The sequence below is a fragment of the Aquicoccus sp. genome (genome assembly GCF_041686535.1).
In the GTDB taxonomy this organism is placed as follows: Bacteria; Pseudomonadota; Alphaproteobacteria; order Rhodobacterales; family Rhodobacteraceae; genus Aquicoccus.
Genome location: NZ_JAWLDS010000085.1, coordinates 1 through 12,958 on the forward strand (window position 1 = coordinate 1; position 12,958 = coordinate 12,958).

At 64.5% G+C, this 12,958-nt stretch carries 12 protein-coding genes, 1 tRNA gene and 2 pseudogenes; 3 read left to right on the top strand and 12 right to left on the bottom strand.

Annotated elements, in window-relative coordinates; genetic code table 11:
- A pseudogene (locus ACESL9_RS14250) lies at nt 1–424 on the top strand (ornithine carbamoyltransferase); the annotation flags it as partial.
- Between the two features lie 225 nt (nt 425–649).
- On the opposite strand, the gene ACESL9_RS14255 reads toward ACESL9_RS14250, so the two are convergent.
- Both ACESL9_RS14255 and hrpB read right to left on the bottom strand, forming a co-directional pair.
- Nucleotides 650–1,603, bottom strand: a complete 954-nt coding sequence (locus ACESL9_RS14255; protein ID WP_372675035.1) for a D-2-hydroxyacid dehydrogenase family protein — start codon at nt 1,601–1,603, stop codon at nt 650–652.
- Nucleotides 1,604–1,794: 191 nt separating this feature from the next.
- Entirely contained in the window at nt 1,795–4,236 is a 2,442-nt protein-coding gene (gene hrpB, locus ACESL9_RS14260) for an ATP-dependent helicase HrpB (protein ID WP_372675036.1), read from the bottom strand.
- Nucleotides 4,237–4,335: 99 nt separating this feature from the next.
- On the opposite strand from hrpB, the gene meaB reads away from it, so the two are divergent.
- Nucleotides 4,336–5,313, top strand: a complete 978-nt coding sequence (gene meaB, locus ACESL9_RS14265; protein ID WP_372612665.1) for a methylmalonyl Co-A mutase-associated GTPase MeaB — start codon at nt 4,336–4,338, stop codon at nt 5,311–5,313.
- 234 nt (nt 5,314–5,547) lie between these two features.
- Here meaB and ACESL9_RS14270 read toward each other — a convergent pair whose 3' ends face one another.
- The 9 genes from ACESL9_RS14270 to ACESL9_RS14310 form a co-directional block, all read right to left on the bottom strand.
- Nucleotides 5,548–6,486: an ornithine cyclodeaminase family protein gene (locus tag ACESL9_RS14270; protein WP_372675037.1), complete on the bottom strand. Its 939-nt coding sequence runs from the start codon at nt 6,484–6,486 to the stop codon at nt 5,548–5,550.
- A gap of 20 nt (nt 6,487–6,506) precedes the next feature.
- A complete protein-coding gene (locus ACESL9_RS14275; protein WP_372615258.1) occupies nt 6,507–7,091 on the bottom strand; it encodes a GNAT family N-acetyltransferase in 585 nt (194 codons plus the stop codon).
- On the bottom strand, nt 7,088–7,489 hold the full coding sequence (locus ACESL9_RS14280; RefSeq protein WP_372615257.1) for a ketosteroid isomerase-related protein: 402 nt from the start codon (nt 7,487–7,489) through the stop codon (nt 7,088–7,090). Before ACESL9_RS14280 ends, ACESL9_RS14275 begins: the two co-directional genes overlap by 4 nt.
- Complete coding sequence (locus ACESL9_RS14285) at nt 7,486–7,947, bottom strand: low molecular weight phosphatase family protein (protein ID WP_372615256.1); 462 nt, start codon at nt 7,945–7,947, stop codon at nt 7,486–7,488. The genes ACESL9_RS14280 and ACESL9_RS14285 overlap by 4 nt, the downstream gene beginning before the upstream one ends.
- Nucleotides 7,948–7,951: 4 nt before the next feature.
- Complete coding sequence (locus ACESL9_RS14290; RefSeq protein ID WP_372615255.1) at nt 7,952–8,431, bottom strand: UPF0262 family protein; 480 nt, start codon at nt 8,429–8,431, stop codon at nt 7,952–7,954.
- Nucleotides 8,432–8,524: 93 nt separating this feature from the next.
- The gene (gene hisD / locus ACESL9_RS14295) at nt 8,525–9,829 is read right to left on the bottom strand and encodes a histidinol dehydrogenase (protein WP_372615254.1); all 1,305 of its coding nucleotides are present in this window, start codon (nt 9,827–9,829) and stop codon (nt 8,525–8,527) included.
- A 180-nt stretch (nt 9,830–10,009) separates the two neighbouring features.
- Complete coding sequence (locus tag ACESL9_RS14300) at nt 10,010–10,480, bottom strand: DUF2948 family protein (protein ID WP_372675038.1); 471 nt, start codon at nt 10,478–10,480, stop codon at nt 10,010–10,012.
- Complete coding sequence (gene murA, locus ACESL9_RS14305) at nt 10,477–11,745, bottom strand: UDP-N-acetylglucosamine 1-carboxyvinyltransferase (RefSeq protein WP_372675039.1); 1,269 nt, start codon at nt 11,743–11,745, stop codon at nt 10,477–10,479. The genes ACESL9_RS14300 and murA overlap by 4 nt, the downstream gene beginning before the upstream one ends.
- A 3-nt stretch (nt 11,746–11,748) precedes the next feature.
- Nucleotides 11,749–11,928 (bottom strand): hypothetical protein, encoded by a 180-nt coding sequence (locus ACESL9_RS14310; RefSeq protein WP_372615259.1) that lies wholly within the window; start codon nt 11,926–11,928, stop codon nt 11,749–11,751.
- 89 nt (nt 11,929–12,017) lie between these two features.
- On the opposite strand from ACESL9_RS14310, the gene ACESL9_RS14315 reads away from it, so the two are divergent.
- Nucleotides 12,018–12,092: transfer RNA gene (locus ACESL9_RS14315), tRNA-Thr, on the top strand.
- Nucleotides 12,093–12,591: 499 nt separating this feature from the next.
- Here ACESL9_RS14315 and ACESL9_RS14320 read toward each other — a convergent pair.
- Nucleotides 12,592–12,957: pseudogene (locus ACESL9_RS14320) on the bottom strand (zinc ribbon domain-containing protein); the annotation flags it as partial.
- Nucleotide 12,958 lies beyond the last annotated feature (1 nt).

Below are 12,958 nucleotides of genomic sequence, written 5' to 3' on the forward strand. Positions count from 1 at the left end.
CTCGTTCTTGCATGCTTGTGCTCAGTTCGGCTTCGACATGGTCTTTACCGGACCTGTGCAGCTCGAACCCGAGCCGGAATTCGTAGGATTGGCGCGCAAGGCGGGGCGCAATGTCACCATTGAACGCGACGCAAAGAAGGCCGTCGCGAATGCCGACCTTGTCGTCACCGACACTTGGGTCAGCATGCATGACAGCCAGTCGAGCCGCGAGCGGCGCCACAACATGCTGCGTCCCTATCAGGTGAACGCGGAGTTGATGAAACATGCCAAGCCCGATGCCCTCTTCATGCATTGTCTGCCCGCGCATCGTGGCGAGGAGGCAACATCAGAGGTGATGGACGGGCCCAACTCCGTGGTTTTCGACGAGGCCGAGAACCGGTTGCATGCGCAAAAGGCGATCATGCGCTGGTGCCTCGACGTTTGAGCCGGGCAGAGCGTGGTGCGGAAATGCGCTTGCCTGTGATGCTTTGCCATCTGGCTACATACCTTGCCGAGAAGTTGGGTCATCCCGTGAATTTCATGAGCTCGACCAATTGGACGGTCCTGTTGCCGAAATAGGGTTTGATCTCTTCGAGTCTGACGCATGGCAAAGCATCCCTTTCGACCGAGCAATTGTTCGGACAGCATCCATGCTTCATGCTCATTTCCATCAAGCTGTCAGAACGCGCGTGAGTGAGCCGTCGAGCCAGGCTTCGATGTTCTCCAGCGCCTCGGAATACGAAGCGCGGTAATTCTCTTCCGTCACATAGCCCAAATGCGGTGTGAGCAACGTCTTTGGTGTCGACAGGAGCGGATGGTAATTCGGTAGCGGTTCTTCATCAAACACGTCGAGCGCTGCCCCGCCGATTGTTCCCTTGGTCAAAGCCTCTACCAGCGCTGTCTCGTCGATCAAGATCGAGCGCGCAGTGTTCACGAAAAGTGCGGTGTTCTTCATTCTTTCAAACTGCTTCGCACCGATCAGTCCGCGGCTTTCGGAATTGACGTTCAAGTGCAAGGAAACGACATCTGATTTTGCCAGCAGCGTATCGAGATCGGCTTTTTGAACACCGTCTGCGGCTGCTGAATCTGCGGTCAGCGAACGCGACAGCGCCAACACATTCATGCCGAAACCCAGCCCGGCTTTCGCGACGCCTTTGCCGATTCGTCCGTATCCGACGATACCGAGTGTCTTGCCCTGCAGGCCGTGTCCAAGCCCGACCTGCCAACCACCGGCTTTCAGGCTCGCGATTTCAGAAGGCAGATTGCGAAAGAATGCCAGTATCAGGGCCCAAGTCAGTTCGACCGTCGGATATCCAAGCATGGCGGTGCCGCAGACCGGAATGCCGCGCTCGTTGGCGGCGGCGATGTCGATGGCTTTGTTTTGCATGCCCGACGTCACGATCAACTCAAGATCGGGGAGGTCCGCGATCAGGTCGCGGTCGATTCTCGTGCGCTCGCGGTTGCACACCAGTACGTTTGCCTGGGCAATTGCCTGCTTTAGCGCGTTGCGGTCGCTGAAACGTCGGTTGACCACCTTTACCGAGGCGCGCGAGCCCAGTCGCGCCCAGTCGGCCATTTCTAACGCAACCTCCTGATAATCATCCAGAATTACTACATTCTTCATTCCGGCTTTGTCTCCTGGAGGCATTATCATGCTTGGCATCAAACCAATTATTGTCATGCGATCCCTTGTGCCCAGGCGTGATGCGGGATTACATTTGGTTTCTGGAACTATCGTGTATGCTCCGTCGTTCTCCCGCAATCAAAATAGGCCGATATCGCAGGAGATTCAAAAGAACCTTCCGGATGGACTGTTCAGCGGGGTTTGGCGCGTAGCGTGGGGTCGGCGCGCGTCGGATCCTCTGGCCAGGGATGGCGTGGATAGCGCCCACGCATGTCCTTGCGCACATCGGCATAGGACGAGGCCCAGAAACCGGGAATGTCGAGCGTGGTCTGCACCGGGCGGCCGGCGGGTGAAAGCAGGGTCACGCGCAACGGCTGGCCGCCGACGGTCGGGTGCGTGGTCTGGCCGAACATCTCTTGCAGGCGGAGGCGGATTTCGGGGTGATCGCCGGAATAGTCGATCGGAACGCGGCGCCCAAGCGGCGTGGTGAAGGCGGGCGGGGCAATCCGGTCGAGGGTTTGCGTCTGCTCCCAAGTGAGCATGGCTCTGAGCGCGTCAAGCATGTCGAAGGATCTCCAGTCCTGCGCGGTTCTGATCCCGGTGAGATACGGCAGGAGCCAGTCTTCGAGCGTGGCCAGAAGCGTGGTGTCGTCCATTGCGGGCAGGTCTTCGCCGGCTGTGCGGGCAAGAGCGATGCGGGCGCGGAACCGCTTGGTTGCGTCGGACGGGAATAGCCCGAGATCGCGGATGCCGTCGCACATGGCGCGGGCCAGCGCCGCCTCGGGTGCGTCTTTCCAGATCCGGTCATCGAGGACGAGCGCACCAAAGCGTTCCTGACGGCGGGCGGTCACGCGGCTGTCGCGCCGGGACCATGCGCAGATATCGTGCCATGCGATCTGATCGTCGAAAAGGCCGCGGATCTGGGCCTGGGTGATCGGCAGGGCCTGACGGATGCGGGCTTCGCGCGGGTTGCCATCAGTGTCGGTGACGACGAGAAACGGGCTTGCTCCGAGAGGGTCGTCGTCGGGCAGGACCGCGCCCTTGCCGCCGGAGAGGACAAAGCGTGGCTGATCGCCCTTGCGGCGCTGGCCGATACGGTCGGGATAGGCCAGCGCGGCCATTTCGGCGGGGCTGAAACTGGATTTCACATCCGCAGTCTGGCGTGTCAGTCGCTTGGCTTCGACACGGATGCGATCTAGTGCGGCGCGATTGGCCTGCCATGGGCGGGTCTGGGTGAAGCGCTTGAAATCGTCTAGGGCTTCGAGTCGCAGCCCGAGATCGACCGGCGCGCCACGGCTGAGCGGGTCGCGGTCGGCCAAAAGGGCGGCGAGCGGGGCGGCCCCGGGGCCGGAAAGCGCCAGCATATGGGCGAGCCGGGGATGCAGCGGCAGCGCAGCCAGCGTGCGGCCGTGATCGGTGATACGGTTTTCGCGGTCAAGCGCGCCCAGCATCCGCAACAGCGCCTGCGTCTCGCCATAGGCGCCCGGGTTGGGAGGGGTGAGAAAGGGCAGGTCGTCTGGCGCGGCGCCCCAGAGGGCCAGTTCGAGCGCGAGGTCGGCAAGGTCGGCGCTTGCGATCTCGGGCGGGGGAAAGGCGGCGAGCGCGCCCTCTTCGCCGCGGGTCCAGAGGCGATAGGCCACGCCCGGTGCGACCCGTCCGGCCCGGCCTGCGCGCTGTTCGGCCTCGGCCTTGGTGACGCGTTCGGTCACGAGCCGCGACATGCCCGATGCGGGGTCGAAACGGGCACGACGAGCGCGGCCCGTGTCGATCACCACGCGGATGTCCTCGATCGTGAGCGAGGTTTCGGCTATGGCGGTGGCGAGCACGATTTTCCGCTTGTCTTCAGCGGGTTGGATGGCGGTGCGCTGATCGCGGAAGGGCATGGCGCCGAACAGTGGCCTGAGAGAGCAGCCGAGCGGCAGATTTGGCCGCAACATCCTCTCCGTACGGCGAACTTCGCCTTCGCCGGGCAGGAATACGAGGATGCCGCCCTCGGTCTCGCGCAGCGCCTCCAGCGTGAACTCGGCGGTGGCCTCTTCGAGCCGCTGGCGCTTGGGCAGGGGGGTGTCGCGCCAGCGGGTTTCGACGGGAAAACTTCGCCCTTTCGAGGTGACGAGCGGGGCCTGCATGAGATCGGCCACGGGGCCCGCGTCGAGCGTGGCCGACATGGCGATGAGTATCAGGTCAGCGCGCAGGGCCTCGGCGATTTCGAGGCAAAGGGCAAGGCCGAGATCGGCATTGAGCGAGCGTTCATGAAACTCATCGAAGATCACCGCGCCGATGCCCGAAAGCTCGGGGTCGGATTGTATCATGCGAGTCAGGATACCTTCGGTCACGACCTCGATTTTCGTTTTCTTTCCGGACTTTACCTCGCCCCTTATGCGATAGCCGACGGTTTCGCCAGGGGCTTCTCCCAGCGTTTCGGCCATCCGTTCGGCGGCGGCGCGGGCGGCGAGGCGGCGCGGCTCCAGCATGAGGATGCGGCCTTGGGTCAGCCCCGAATCGTTAAGGGCCAGCGGCACACGGGTGGTTTTCCCCGCGCCGGGCGGAGCCTGGAGCACGGCGCGGCCGTGGTCGCGCAGGGCGGCGAGGAATTCGGGCAGGGCGTCGTCGATGGGCAGGACAGATCGCATGAGGGCTTTATGCGGCAGCGTCGGGGCGGCGTCCATGGGGCTCTGGACTTGGGCGTGCGTATTGGGCATCAAGGCGGGCGAAACGGCGAAGGGGGGCCAATGGATATCGACGCAACGGCAGCGCGAATCGCCGACGGGGACCGCCGGGCGCTCGCCCGGGCGATCACGCTGGTCGAGAGTGGGCGCGAGGATCACCGCACCCAGGCGACTGCGCTGCTGGAATCTCTCAAGGGATTGAAAAGACAGGCTATTCGCATCGGCCTGTCGGGCACGCCCGGGGTCGGTAAATCGACCTTCATCGAGGCGTTCGGCTGTTTTCTGACCGGGCAGGGGCTCAAGGTTGCGGTGCTGGCGGTCGATCCCTCCTCGGCGCGCTCGGGGGGGTCGATCCTGGGTGACAAGACGCGGATGGAACGGCTGTCGCGCGAGCCCGGCGCCTTCATTCGTCCCTCGCCCGCGCAAAGCCAGTTGGGCGGGGTCGCGCGGCGCACCCGGGAAGCCATCGCGCTATGCGAGGCGGCAGGGTTCGACGTGGTGCTGATCGAGACGGTCGGGGTCGGTCAATCCGAGACGGTCGTCGCGGAAATGTCTGATTTATTTGTACTTTTGCTGGCGCCGGCAGGTGGGGACGAGTTGCAGGGCGTCAAGCGCGGGATCATGGAGATGGCCGATCTCATCCTTGTCAACAAGGCGGATGGCGATCTCAAAGCTGCTGCCACCCGCACCTGTGCCGACTATTCCGGCGCGCTGAAACTCTTGCGCAAGCGGCCACAGGATCCGGAGGGCTTCCCCAAGGCCATGCTGGTCTCGGCGCTGGAGGAGGCGGGTTTGGAAAAGGCGTGGGAAGAGATGCAGTTCCTGATCAAGTGGCGGAAAGAAAACGGTTTTTTCGATGCGACCCGGGCGGGGCAAGCGCGTTACTGGTTTGGCGAGGAAGTTCGGCAGGGGCTGTTGCGCCAGCTTGAGAGCGGGGCGGCGAAAGAGATGATGGAGCAGCTTGGGGCCGAGGTTGCGCAGGGTGCGATCACCCCCTCACAGGCCGCGCGCAGGGCGCTGGCCAGTATGGCCGAAAGGTGAAGGAATCCTGAACAGGGCGCCCCCGGGGGTTAACCCGATTTTTCTGCGAAAAATCAAGGGGTGACATCCGGCTGCACCCCGGCTGACATCCGTGCACCGCTGCAAATCAGCGAAAGCGTTGTGCCCAGCGGTTAACGGGGCGCACGCGGGCATGGAGTCTTTCTTGGAAAAAATACTCAAATTCTGACAATCCAAACGGGCACTGCCGTCGGACCGGGTGCGCAGCCTGGCGGTTCAGCCGCAAAGGCCAGCACGTTGCAGAACGAGCCACGCGAGCGCCAGATCGCCCGTGGCGTGGCCGCGAAAGACAAGGCCCGACGCGCGATCCGGTGCGCCGGTGTCGATCCGGCCCCGCACCAGGTCGGAGAGATCGCCGGTCGGCCCCGGATCGGGCACGAGGCGGGAGGGTTCGGGCTGGGCCTGTTCCTGTGCCGTGTCATCGACAATCAGGGGAGCGAGCGCACCAAGATGCGCGCGCATCCAGTGATGTCCAAGATCCGGCAGCGCGGCAAAGCTGCCCGGGGCGAGCCAGCGCGGGTCGATCCGGGCCGTGGGCGCGGTGTCGCGTGACATGGCGCTGACCACGATATCGGCGCCTTCGATGGCTTCCTGTGGGTCGGGCAGGATGCTGGCCGATAGCCCAAGGGCGCGGGCCGTCACGGCAAGGCGCGCGGCGTTCCCAGGGGTGCGACCGACGATACGGACCTCGCGGAGAGGAAAGAGCGCGGCCATGGCGGCGAGATGGCTGGCGGCCTGCACCCCTGCGCCGAGGATCGTGAGGATGCGCGCATCGGGTGGGGCGAGCCGCCGGGCGGCCACGCCCGAAACTGCCGCGGTACGATGCGCCGTGAGCCATGGCCCGTCGACCAGGGCGAGCGGCCTGCCGCTTGCCGCATCGAGGACGGTCACGATCCCGTCGATATAGCGATGCCCTTCGGCGGGGCCGGCCGGGTTTTGCAGCATGGTTTTCACCACCAAAAGCGGCGGCGCGTCCAGCGTGGCCATGGTCGCCATCATGTAGCGCCCATCGGGGCGGGTGAGCATCGACTTGGGGGCGCTGGCCGCGCGGCCCGCATCGGCGGCCCGGATCACCGTCTCGACGGCGTCGCAGGCCGCTTGGGTGGTGATGCCGAGCGCGTCGAGGTCGGAGGGGTTGAGATGGGGCAGGGGCATGGCCTGACCCTAGCCGACGGTCAAAGATCGCGCATCCAGAATTGCAGGTCGTGGTCGGTTTCGTCCGGCTGGTCGATATCCTTCCAGCGGAAGGATGCGATCACGCCGGGCAGCGGCGCATAGCCGCGTTTGCGCCAGAACGGGTCGAGCGCGGCGTAGTCGGTGGGTCGGAGCGGGTGATCGTCGGGGCGAAGCACACCGCAAAAGGCCGATTTCGTGAACCCGTGGCGGCGGGCGTGATCCTCGCGCGCATCGAAGAAGGCATGGCCCAGCCCGCGGCCGCGATATTCGGGCAGCAGCACGGATTCGGCGCAGTAGAAAACCCGGGCAAGGTCGATGCCGCTGCCGTCGAAGGCGGCGGCGAAATCATCGGCGTGATCGGTCATCGGCGTGCCGGTCGCGGCCCCGACGATCCGCGCGCCATCGAAGGCACCGACCACCACGGCGCCGGGGCTGTCGCGATAGGCGGCGAGATAGGCGCGCTCATATTCCGCGTCGCCGTCATAGAGATAGGGCCAGTCGCGAAAGACCGTGATCCTGAGCCGGGCCACGTCATCCAGCGCCGCGTTGAGCGCCGCGCCTGTGAGGGCGCGTGTCTCGATCATGCCGAGACCTGTGCCATCCAGTCGGCGAGGTTGTAATAGGTCGTCACCCGCGTGATCCGGCCGTTTCCCACGTCGAAGAACGACCCGGCGGGCAGCCGGTAGGACTGGCCCCTCGCCTCGGGCAGCCCGTCATCGGTGGCCAGATAGGTGCCGTTCACCACGTATTCTGCGGCGGCGCGGGCGCCGTTCTCGGCCTCGAACACCACCATGTCGGTCAGTTCCTCGCGGTAGCAGCGGCTCATATGGGCGCAGAACTCGGCGAATTCCGCCTTGCCGGTGCGGATCTGCCCTTCGTTGACGTGATGGGCCACGTCATCCGAAAGGCAGGCCAGCATCCCGTCGGTGTCGCCGGCGTTGAAGGCGGTGAAATAGCGGTGGATGAGGTCGGTGGTGCTCATGTCTGCTCCAATGTGCCGCCCCAGCGCGATGCGAGGCGGGCAATGATTTCATCGCGGGTGTTGCGATAGGCGTCAAGCCGGGTGTTGCGGGCGCCGTCGATGCCGGTCGGATCGCTGATCGGCCAGAATTCGACGTCGATATGGTAGAACCGGGTCAGGTCGAGCGCGCGGTCGCGGCTTTTCGGGGAAAGCGCGACGATCAGGTCGAAGCTCGACAGATCGTCGCCGAAGCGGTCCATCTCGTCGAAGCTTCGGGCGCGGTGGCGTGCAAGCTCGACGCCGACTTCCGCGCAGACGGCGATGGCGAAACCGTCGATCTCGAGATCGCTCGTCACGCCCGCCGATTGCACATAGCTGCCCTGGCCATACATCTTCTTCATGATTCCCTCGGCCATGGGCGAGCGCACAGCGTTGTGGTCGCAGCAAAAGAGCACCGACTGGGGCAGGTACTGGTTCACCCGTTCAGCTCCCGAAATGCAACACGCAGACGAGAGTGAAAAGCCGCCGCGCGGTGTCGGCGTCGACCTCGGCCTTGCCTTCGAGCCGTTCCTGAAGGATGCGCGCACCTTCGTTGTGGATGCCGCGGCGGGCCATGTCGATGGTTTCGATCTGGCTGGGCGGCATGTTCTTGACGGCGTTGTAATAGCTTTCGCAGATCGCCCAGTAATCCTTGACCACCTGTCGGAAGGGCGAGAGCGAGAGGTGGAACTCGGCCGCCTTTTCGCCGGCCTCGGTGGCGATGTCGAAGACGAGGCGCTTGTCGCGGATCGACAGGTCGACGTGATAGGGGCCGTCGGGCGCCACCCTGTCATCACGGGCGGGCAGGGAGAAGCTGTTTTCTTCGAGCAGGTCGAACATCGCCACTTTCCGCTCCTGCTCGATCTCGGGCGTGGGCGGGGGAAGGTTGGAGTCGTTGAGTGCGATATGGGTGATGTGGGACATGGGCGGCACTTTCAAGGCGGTTTCAGCGGGTCCTCCACGCGCTCAATACCGTGCCGGCGGCCCGGTGCCAATGGGGTCACCGATTTCGGGGGGTCAAAGCTCGTTCAGCCGGTTGAGACGGGCGCGCACCGAAAGCCCGTGTGCTTCGAGGCTTTCCGAGATGGCCAGCGTTTCGGCCGCCGGGCCGATGGCGCGCAGGGATTCCGGCGTCATCTGCGCCAGCGTGGTGCGCTTGAGGAAATCCATCACGTTCAGGCCCGAGGAGAACCGCGCCGAACGCGCGGTGGGCAGCACATGGTTCGGCCCGCCCGCGTAGTCGCCGATCGCCTCGGGCGTCCAGGCCCCGAGAAAGATGGCCCCGGCGTGGATCGTCTCTTCGGCCAGCTTCATTGGGTCGGCGACGCAAAGCTCCAGATGTTCGGGCGCGATCCGGTTCGAGAGCCGCGCCGCGGTGGCAAGGTCCGGCACGGTGATCACCGCGCCATAATCGCGCCAGCTTGCCCCGGCGATCTCGCGCCGTTCCAGCGTGGCGAGGTTGCGCTCGATCGCCTCGCTCACCGCGCGGGCCATGGCAGGGCTTGTCGTGATCAGGATCGATTGGGCGCTTTCGTCGTGTTCGGCCTGTGACAGCATGTCGAGCGCGATCCAGTCGGGATCGTTGTCGCCATCGGCAATCACCAGGATCTCGGACGGCCCGGCGATCATGTCGATGCCCACGCGCCCGAAGACCCGACGCTTGGCCGCGGCGACAAAGGCGTTGCCCGGGCCGGTGATCTTGTCCACGGGGGGCACGGTTTCGGTGCCATAGGCCAGCGCGGCGATCGCCTGTGCCCCGCCAAGGCGGTAGATCTCGTCCACGCCTGCCAGCCGCGCGGCGAGGATGACCAGCGGATTGACCACGCCGTCAGGTGTGGGGCAGGTGATGGCGAGCCGCTCAACCCCCGCCACCTTGGCGGGAATGGCGTTCATCAGCACCGAGGACGGGTAGGAGGCCAGCCCCCCCGGCACATAGAGCCCGGCCGCCCCGACCGGCGTGAAGCGCCAGCCCAGCGTCGCGCCCGTCTCGTCCTGCCATAGGGCATCGTCGGGCATCTGCCGCTCGTGATAGGCGCGGATGCGTGCGGCGGCGAGGGCCAGCGCCTCGGCCTCGTGCGCGGGCACACCGGCACATTCCCTCTCGATCTCGGCGTCTGAAAAGCGCAGCGTTTCCGGGCTGAGCGCCAGCCGGTCGAACTTTGCGGTCAGCTCGATCAGCGCCGCGTCGCCGCGTGCGCGCACGTCCGCGATGATGCCCGCCACGATCTCGTCGACATCGGCGCTGTCCTCGCGCTTGGCGGTGAGTAGCGCGGCAAAACCGGCTTCGAAATCCGGGGTGGCGGCATCGAGAAAGACGGGCATGGCGGGCTCTCCTTGACTGGCGCTCCTGTCATAGGCGCCGCCCGGTCAAGGCTCAACCCGCAATTCCGGCGCACGGGCGAAGGGGCGCGCATGCCGCATGTGGCTCTTTCTTGGCAAAAATACTCAAAAGCGCACGCTCGATGCCCGCGCGAGGATGCGAAACGGGCCATGCGGCCCGGCTCAGGCCTCGGGATGTTGCGGCGCCCGTTTCGAGGGTGCCCGATAGGGGCGGGTCACGTCGCGCAGCCGCGCTTCGAGCGCCTCGCAATCAAGCCGGATCGCGCCGTCACCAGCCAGCGTGAGGATCACCACGCCGGTGCATTCCTCTCCGGGCTCCCAGTCAACCGAGAGCAGGGAGAGAATGGTGTCGGGGTCGCGCCGGTCCAGCCCCTGGCTGGCGACGTGCAGCACATTGTCGAAAGTCAGAACCGATTGCACCCGCTCGGGTCCGTGACGCCCCTGGCCCGCGTCCTCCCAGCGGAACCGGTTGAGCAACAGGGCAAAGCGGCGCTGCCGCGTCTGCCAGCGCATTTCGCTCGCAGGAAAGATTGCGTCCTGCGTGAGCGCCGAGATCACGGCCAGGTCTTCGGCATCGAGCGCGCCGAGATTGAGCGGGGATTCGTGGCCGTCCTCGAACCGTGCGTCGCTCATTGGTCCTTTATCCTTTCTATCTTGGCGCCGACACCCTCGAGCTTGCGCACCAGGTGTTCATAGCCCCGGTCGAGATGATAGACACGGCTGAGCACGGTTTCGCCCTCGGCGGCAAGCCCGGCGAGGATGAGCGAGACGCTGGCGCGCAGGTCGGTGGCCATGACCGGCGCCCCCCTGAGCTGCTCGACACCGGTCACGGTGGCGGTACCCCCATGCACGTCGATCCTGGCACCCATGCGCATCAGTTCGGGGGCGTGCATGAACCGGTTCTCGAAGATCTTCTCCTCCAGCACGCTGGTGCCCTCGGCGGTGCACAGGAGCGCCATCATCTGGGCCTGAAGGTCGGTGGGAAAGCCGGGAAAGGGTTCGGTGGTCACATCGACCGCGCGGATGCGGCCGTTGCGGCGCGCGACCTTGAGGCCGCGTTCGGTCTCTTCCACATCGATGCCGGCGGCGTCGAGTTTTTCGACGAAGGCGCCGACAAGATCGAGCCGCCCGCCGAGGCATTCGACCTCGCCGCCGGCGATGGCCGGGGCGAGCATGTAGGTGCCCAGTTCGATCCGGTCGGCAACGACCGGGTGGGTCGCGCCCGAGAGCCGGTCGACCCCCTCGATCGTGATTTCGGATGTGCCTTCACCCTCGATTTGCGCGCCCATCTTGCGCAGGCAGGTGGCGAGATCGACGATTTCCGGCTCGCGGGCGGCGTTTTTCAACACCGTTGTCCCCCTGGCCAGTGTCGCGGCCATGAGCACGTTCTCGGTGGCCCCGACCGAGGCGAAGGAAAATTCGACCGTGGCCCCCTTGAGCCCTTGCGGTGCCTTGGCATGCAGATAGCCGTCACGCAGTTCGATCTCGGCGCCGAGGGCCTCCAACCCGCGGATATGCAGGTCCATCGGTCGCGCCCCGATTGCGCAACCGCCGGGCAGCGACACGACGGCATGGCCGAGCCGCGCCAGCATCGGCCCCAGGACGAGGTTCGAGGCACGCATCTTGCGCACGATGTCGTATTCGGCGACGTGGTTGGTGAGGTCATGCGAGGACATGGCCAGGACCTGTCCGCCCTGAAGCGAGGTCACCTCGGCCCCGAGGCTTTGCAGGAGCTGGGTCATGGTCTGGATGTCCGAAAGCCGCGGCGCGTTGGTGAGCGTGAGCGGTTCTTCGGACAAGAGCGTGGCCGGCATGAGGGCGAGACAGGCATTCTTGGCCCCGGCGATCGGGATCTCGCCACTGAGTTCGCCGTTGCCGGTTACGATGATCTGGTCCATGGGTCAGCTGCTCTCGTTCTTTTCTGGTGCCTGCGTTGCGTCCCCTGTCTTCCCGCAGTCCGCCGTTGCCCGCGCGCGGGCCTGCGCCTTGCGCCGCGCCATGTTGGCCTTGAGCGCGGCCTTGAGCCTGTCCTTGCGGGTGCCCTGCGCCGGGCCTTTGGGAGGGGTGGTTCTGCGTGTCATGGGAACCTCATAAAGGAGGGGCGAAAAACAGTCCAGAATGGCCTTGCGCGCCGGCGGATTTGCGTTTAACCACCGCCCACGCAAAAGGCGCTGCTGTAGCTCAGTGGTAGAGCACTCCCTTGGTAAGGGAGAGGTCGACAGTTCAATCCTGTCCAGCAGCACCATCTCGCTTTTTTGCCCCGAAATCCCCGCTAAGTACTTGAAAGGGAACGATAATTCGGGAGTTCCATACACCCCATTTTGCCCATACTTGAGTGGCTCAGAAAAGACCAATCTGAGCACCGTTTGGCGCATGGCGAAGTCACCATTTTTGTAAAGATTCCAGGGACTTGACAGGAATTTTAGGGCGAGTTCAATACAATCCTCCAGCCGTCCCTTCGGCGGCACGGTTTTCTCGACTCGCTCAGTCAGGACAAGCTTCTGCCGTTCCAGCTTCTCGATACGCGCTTCATAGGCGCTAACGACCGATGCGCTCGTCGCATCGACCACTCGATCCAGAAGGCTCTCAATATCCCGTTCAACGGCCTTGAGCTGCTTTTGTAATTCGTCCTTCTCGTTGTGGGCGATGGCAAGGCGCATGTCCCAGGCATCCCGCAGCATTGCTTTTGCCAGATCGAAAAGACCGCGTGCAGGCTGCAAGCCCTCCATTATCTCGGCAAAGGCTTCTTCCATTTTCGCCCGAGGGACGGATTTACTCTTCATCTCGCAACCACGTGTCACACAGCGGTAATAGGCGTAGTGGCGACGGCAACCCTTCGACCATGCCGCCGTCATTGCATTGCCGCAGCACTCGCAAAGTACGAAGCCACGTAGCGGGAAGTCTTCGTTGAAGTCCTTCCGCGCGGCAGGCAACCGCTTGCGACCTTCCAGGTTGTCCTGAATACGCTGGAATGTTTCGAAGCTGATAAGGCCTTCGTGCTGACCTTTTCTTAGAGCCCGATTTGAAACTAATTGAGTGAGTTCAGCAGGTTGTGCTTCTGTTCGGTTGCAAAGCTGAACGGAGATCACGATGGCCTGGACCGAACTCACT

Coding starts and splice junctions, on each gene's coding strand:
- ACESL9_RS14280 (WP_372615257.1), bottom strand. CDS start 7,489: ATGAGCACCACCGACCTCATCCACCGCTATTTCACCGCCTTCAACGCC.
- hrpB (WP_372675036.1), bottom strand. CDS start 4,236: ATGCGATCTGTCCTGCCCATCGACGACGCCCTGCCCGAATTCCTCGCC.
- ACESL9_RS14290 (WP_372615255.1), bottom strand. CDS start 8,431: ATGTCCCACATCACCCATATCGCACTCAACGACTCCAACCTTCCCCCG.
- ACESL9_RS14300 (WP_372675038.1), bottom strand. CDS start 10,480: ATGAGCGACGCACGGTTCGAGGACGGCCACGAATCCCCGCTCAATCTC.
- ACESL9_RS14275 (WP_372615258.1), bottom strand. CDS start 7,091: ATGATCGAGACACGCGCCCTCACAGGCGCGGCGCTCAACGCGGCGCTG.
- ACESL9_RS14270 (WP_372675037.1), bottom strand. CDS start 6,486: ATGCCCCTGCCCCATCTCAACCCCTCCGACCTCGACGCGCTCGGCATC.
- ACESL9_RS14255 (WP_372675035.1), bottom strand. CDS start 1,603: ATGAAGAATGTAGTAATTCTGGATGATTATCAGGAGGTTGCGTTAGAA.
- ACESL9_RS14310 (WP_372615259.1), bottom strand. CDS start 11,928: ATGACACGCAGAACCACCCCTCCCAAAGGCCCGGCGCAGGGCACCCGC.
- murA (WP_372675039.1), bottom strand. CDS start 11,745: ATGGACCAGATCATCGTAACCGGCAACGGCGAACTCAGTGGCGAGATC.
- hisD (WP_372615254.1), bottom strand. CDS start 9,829: ATGCCCGTCTTTCTCGATGCCGCCACCCCGGATTTCGAAGCCGGTTTT.
- meaB (WP_372612665.1), top strand. CDS start 4,336: ATGGATATCGACGCAACGGCAGCGCGAATCGCCGACGGGGACCGCCGG.